Source organism: Thiohalorhabdus sp., from assembly GCF_036628635.1.
Classification (GTDB): Bacteria; Pseudomonadota; Gammaproteobacteria; order Thiohalorhabdales; family Thiohalorhabdaceae; genus Thiohalorhabdus.
This window is the reverse complement of the sequence record NZ_JAZKRM010000096.1, coordinates 1-3,892: the sequence shown is the minus strand read 5'-3', so window position 1 is coordinate 3,892 and position 3,892 is coordinate 1. Positions and strand designations below refer to the sequence as shown.

The following is a 3,892-nucleotide window of genomic DNA, read 5'->3' as shown; positions in this document are numbered from 1 at the left end:
AATCCGGACTCGATGGTTTGATGAATTCCACCGCCTCGGGGGCTGGCGGGCGAGGACAACCCCGAAGGCCGCTGGCGCCGTTTCACCTATGACGAAATCCTTGCCCGCGACAAGGTGAGCCTGGCCATCTTCTGGCTGCGCGACGACTCCCGGGGCGACATGGACAACCTCCCCGAGCCCGACGAGATCGCCGAGGAGATTGTGGAGAACCTGGAGGCGGGGTTGGCGGGGTTCCGGCAGGTGCTGGCTTCGCTAGAAGCGTCGAATGAGCCTGGGCAATAGCCCTGTGGGCAGGAAGGGGACTGTGTATTAAAGGCAGGCTTTAGCATGGCTGGTGCTTCTCGCCATGGTAAAGGCTGTAAAATCTACGGCTCCCCTTCTGACCGGTGCGGCGTAGGCCCGAAGGGGAGCCGGTTGGCGCGGCCTGGCGGCTGCCGGGGAGTGTAGTGTTCAATATTTTTGTTCGTTCAGTATTCGTGTACAATCATTTTTATTGAACAAAGAAGGACGGGTCATGGAATCCGAACGGGATCTTCTGGCGGAGGCCCTGCAGGCCGTTGCGCAGGTTACCGGCATGCCGGCCGAGCCGGTGGGTGACGGGCGCAACGCCGGGATCCGCCTGGGCTCCGCGGGGCCCTTTCGGGTGCATTGGGTGGGGGAGCTGGGCCCGAATGATGTGGCGGAAGCGGCCCGGGCGCACGAGCCGGGGGAGATCCTGGTGGCGGAGCGGGTGACGCCCAAGGCGGCGGAGGCGCTCAGGGAGCAGGCTATCCCCTTTTTGGATCGGGCCGGCAACGTCTTTCTTCAGGAGGGCGAGGTTTTCCTGTTCATTACCGGGCGCCAGGGGCCTTCCGGGGCGGCTTCCAAGCCGGCGGTCCGCGCCTTTCGTCCCAAGGGGCTCCAGGTGATCTTTGCCCTGCTGTGCCAGTCGGGGCTGCTGAACGCCGCCTACCGGGATATCGCCGACAGGGCCGATGTGGCGCTGGGGACGGTTACGGGGGTCATGCAGGATCTGGAGCAATTGGGCTATATCCGCCGCGCCGGCCGGAAGCGGATTTGGGAGGACAAGGGGCTTCTCCATGAGGACTGGGCGAAGGGGTTTTCGCGGGAGCTGCGGCCCCGGCTGAATCCCAGGCGTTACCGGGTGGAAGACGTGGATTGGTGGCAGCGGGCTGACCCGGGGGCGTATGGCTTTCGGCTCGGCGGCGAGGCCGCGGCCGCCCGGCTTACCGGCTATCTGCGGCCCCAGGAGGTCACCCTTTACGGCGACGGCGATTTCCAAGCGCTCGCCGCCGACATTCGTCCCGTTAAGGACGATTCGGGCAATCTGGAGGTCCTGGAGCCGTTCTGGGGCGATGAGATGGCGGAGGACTGGGGAGTGACTGTTCCCCCCCTGCTGGTCTATGCCGATCTGCTCGCCAAGCCCCAGGCTCGCCTCCAGGAGGTGGCCGCCATGATCCGGGAGGATTTCCTTGACTGAATATGCCGTGGCGATCGGCGGCGCCGAGGCCGAGATCCTGGAGGCCATTGCCAGCGCGGCGGAACGGGCGGGTGTGGATTGGATGGTTACCGGGGCCATGGCCCGGCATCTGGTTTTCGGGGGAATCCATGGATGCCGGCCGGGCAGGAGCACGACGGATTGGGACCTGGGGGTCCAGGTTGGTTATTGGGCCCAGTTCGCGGCCCTGGAAAGCCATTTGGTCGAGGGGGCGGGCTTCCGGCCCGATGGCCGCCAGCGCCAACGGCTGCACGGCCCCGCCGGTGGCATGGTGGATCTTATCCCGTTCGGCGGGGTGGAAGCGGAAGACGGGGGCGTGCACTGGGGGCGGGAGGGGGAATTTCACCTTAACGTGGCCGGGTTTCGGGAGGCCTACACGGCCAGCTGCCGTGTGCGGCTGACGGATACGGTTACGGCCCGTGTCGTCAGCCCGCCCGGGCTGGCCATCCTCAAGGTGGTCGCCTGGCAGGACCGGCACCTTGAGAATGATCGGGATGCCGAGGATCTGGCCTACCTGCTACGCCAATATCACCATTTGGTCTCCGAAGAGCTGTATGAACGGGGCACGGGGTCGGGTCTTGCCCTTTGCCTGCTTTTCCAAAACGGGTCAAATTTGGACTCGATGGTTTGATGAATTCCCCCGGGGCAAGGCTGGCGGGCAAGGACAACCCCGACGGCCGCTGGAGACTGTTCACCTACGACGAGATCCTCGCCCGCGACAAGGTGAGCCTGGCCATCTTCTGGCTGCGCGATGACTCCCTGGGGGATAGGGACAATCTCCCCGAGCCCGACGAGATCGCCGAGGAGATCATCGAGAACCTGGAGGCGGGGCTGCAGGGGTTTCGGCAGGTGCTGGGTTCCTTGGAAAACCCTGGGTCAGGTGAAGTGGAAGTTTAAAACCCGGGGCTTTTTGAGGCCCGGAGGAAAGGGAGCCTGGTATGCCAGAGGTCGCCATCTACGAGGCTGAAGGGGGCGCCTTCGAGGTCCGCGTGGAGCAGGAAACCGTTTGGCTGACCCAGGCCCAGATGGGTGAGCTGTTCCAGCGGGACCAGTCCGTTATCTCCCGGCACATCAGCAATGTTTTCAAGGAGGGGGAGCTGGAGGAGGAGACCAATATGCAGAAAGTGCATATTGGGTCGTCGGACAAGCCGGTCACCGAATTCTCGCTGGACGTCATCATCTCGGTCGGCTACCGGGTCAAATCCCAGCAGGGCGTTCGCTTCCGCCAGTGGGCGAATCGTGTGCTCAAGGAACACCTTACCCGCGGCTACACCATCAACCGCCAGCGCTTCGAGGAAAACGCCCAGGAGCTGGAGGCCGCTCTCCAGCTCGTCCGCAAGGCCGCCGCTGCCCCGGCGCTGGACGCCCAGAGCGGCCAGGGGCTGGTGGAGATCCTGAGCCACTACACCCGCACCTTCCTCTGGCTGCAGCGCTACGACGAGGGCCAGCTCCAGGAGCCGGCCGGCCAGCCCGGGGGCGAGCTGCCCACACCCGACGAGGCGATGGCCGCCCTGAACGACCTCAAGGCCGAGCTGATGGCGCGGGAGGAGGCCACCGAGCTATTCGCCCAGCCCCGCGGCGACGGCCTCGCCTCCCTGCTGGGCAACCTGGATCAGTCCGTTTTCGGTGAGCCCGCCTACCCGAGCGTGGAGGCCAAGGCCGCCCACCTGCTCTACTTCGTGGTCAAGAACCACCCCTTCAGCGACGGCAACAAGCGCAGCGGCGCCTTCCTGTTCGTGGACTTCCTGCACCGCAATCGCCGCCTTCTGGACGAGGCTGGTCGTCCCGTGGTCAACGACGCGGGCCTCGCCGCCTTGACCCTGCTGGTGGCCGAGTCCGCTGCGGACCAGAAAGAGACCTTAATCCACCTCATCATGAACATGCTGGCCGAAGAGACCCCATGAGCACCGACCCCATCACCGAGCATCCGGACCTCTGGACGAGCGCCGTCACCCACAACAACGGCAAGGGAGCGGCAACAACGGCGAGCCGGAGCTGACTGGCATCGACAAGCTGCGCGAGCTGATCCTGGAGCTGGCCGTGCTGACCTGCTCAGAAAAGCGGTTCGCTGTCATCGGCCACTTTGCCGGTGGATGCTGATTTGTCCTTCGCGACCCAGGGCCCCTCCCTGGCCGATCATCGGCTGCCCGGGCCCGGGCCGACCGCTGGGTAAAAGCCGTTACGCCTGCCCATGGCGACCGGCCGGTGCTTAACCCAAATCCAACGCATACCGCCCCTCCCCTTTGAACACCTCCCGCACGTGCCAGTCCAGGAAGCCCGGCTCCGGCGCCCGGTCCGTCATGGACGGCGGACTGATGGCCGCGCCGTTGAAGGCCAGCAGCCAGCGCTGAAAGCCCTCGTTGCCGTGGGCCATGCTGGAGACCGAGACCAGCA

General features: G+C 65.3%; 3 protein-coding genes and 3 pseudogenes. 5 read left to right on the top strand and 1 reads right to left on the bottom strand.

Annotated elements, in window-relative coordinates; genetic code table 11:
- Positions 1–51 precede the first annotated feature (51 nt).
- The 5 genes and pseudogenes from V5A19_RS13875 to V5A19_RS13855 form a co-directional block, all read left to right on the top strand.
- Positions 52–282, top strand: a pseudogene (locus tag V5A19_RS13875) (SAM-dependent DNA methyltransferase); the annotation flags it as partial.
- A 232-nt stretch (positions 283–514) separates the two neighbouring features.
- Positions 515–1,480, top strand: coding sequence for a type IV toxin-antitoxin system AbiEi family antitoxin (locus tag V5A19_RS13870; RefSeq protein WP_332319966.1), 966 nt, complete (start codon positions 515–517; stop codon positions 1,478–1,480).
- Positions 1,473–2,129 carry a hypothetical protein gene (locus V5A19_RS13865; protein ID WP_332327960.1) on the top strand — a complete coding sequence of 219 codons (657 nt, stop codon included), beginning with the start codon at positions 1,473–1,475 and terminating at the stop codon, positions 2,127–2,129. The genes V5A19_RS13870 and V5A19_RS13865 overlap by 8 nt, the downstream gene beginning before the upstream one ends.
- Positions 2,130–2,158: 29 nt before the next feature.
- A pseudogene (locus V5A19_RS13860) lies at positions 2,159–2,395 on the top strand (SAM-dependent DNA methyltransferase); the annotation flags it as partial.
- 41 nt (positions 2,396–2,436) lie between these two features.
- Positions 2,437–3,402 carry a virulence protein RhuM/Fic/DOC family protein gene (locus V5A19_RS13855; RefSeq protein WP_332327958.1) on the top strand — a complete coding sequence of 322 codons (966 nt, stop codon included), beginning with the start codon at positions 2,437–2,439 and terminating at the stop codon, positions 3,400–3,402.
- Between the two features lie 305 nt (positions 3,403–3,707).
- On the opposite strand, the pseudogene V5A19_RS13850 reads toward V5A19_RS13855, so the two are convergent.
- A pseudogene (locus tag V5A19_RS13850) lies at positions 3,708–3,892 on the bottom strand (phosphorothioated DNA-binding restriction endonuclease); the annotation flags it as partial.